We start from the raw sequence: 997 nt of genomic DNA, 5'->3' as shown, positions 1-997 counted from the left end.
GTTTGACCTGCCCGAGGTCAGCTATGTGGTGACAGAGCATCAGCTGTATCGGGGCACCTGCCGTGGGTGCGTCACCACCAGTGAAGCAGCCCTGCCCGATACGGTGAGCCACAGCCAGATGGGGGCTAATCTGCTGAGCTATATCGCTTTGCAGAGTGGTCAGTTCCACCAGAGCATCAGCAAGATACAGCAGCAGCTCAAGCAGCACTTCGGTTTGAGCTTTAGCCGAGGCGCCATCAGTGAAGCGCAAGGCCGGGTCAGCGCCATGCTCACCCCGACCCACCAAGCCATCAAACAGCAAGTGCAGTCTGCCGCCATCATCCATGCCGATGAAACCCGGCACCAGCGGGGCGGTGAGCGACGCTGGATGTGGCTGGCCCTGAGCAAGGTCGCGGTCTGCTTCATGACGGCGTTTGGCCGCGGTCAGGAGGCAGCGAAGCGGTTGCTGGGCAGTGAGCTTGATGGGGTGCTGGTGACCGACCAGTATGCGGGATACCGCTTCATCGACAGCGCCCAGCGCCAACTGTGCTGGGCGCATGTGCTGCGCAACGTGGCGGCGATTGCCGAGAGTAGCGACGCCGTCAACCAGCCTATCGGAGCCCGGCTGGTACTGCTGGCTGACACGGTGTTCAGAACCCGGCATGGCTATGAACAAGGCTGCTTAAGCCGGGAGCAGTACCAGCGAAGGTTGCAGCGATGTCGGCAAAGCTGGCGAAGGCAGCTGGAGCGGGGCAGTGTACTGTGTTCCAAGCGCTACCGTGGGCGCTGCCAGTTACTGCTCAAGGACGATGAGATGCTATGGCGTTTTATGGAAAACGACGAGATAGCGCTGACCAACAATGAAGCGGAGCGGGCGCTGCGTGGCTATGTGCTGTGGCGCAAGGGAAGCTATGGCGTCTGGTCGCATCGAGGCGAGCAGTTCAGGCAGCGTATCCTATCGTTGGTGGAGACGGCCAAGCGATTGGGCCGCTGCCCGCAGGAGTGGCTGAGGGCAGTT

General features: G+C 61.4%; 1 protein-coding gene. It reads left to right on the top strand.

Features of this window, described 5'->3' with window-relative positions; all coding sequences use genetic code 11:
* Positions 1-997 (top strand): IS66-like element ISAs21 family transposase (locus tag PG888_RS22955; protein WP_270816055.1); only part of this gene is annotated, 997 nt, incomplete at both ends.

The sequence above is a fragment of the Aeromonas sp. QDB23 genome (genome assembly GCF_027707745.1).
Lineage (GTDB): Bacteria > Pseudomonadota > Gammaproteobacteria > Enterobacterales > Aeromonadaceae > Aeromonas > Aeromonas allosaccharophila.
Note: the sequence above shows the minus strand (reverse complement) of the source record. Positions and strands in the feature narration are given on the sequence as shown.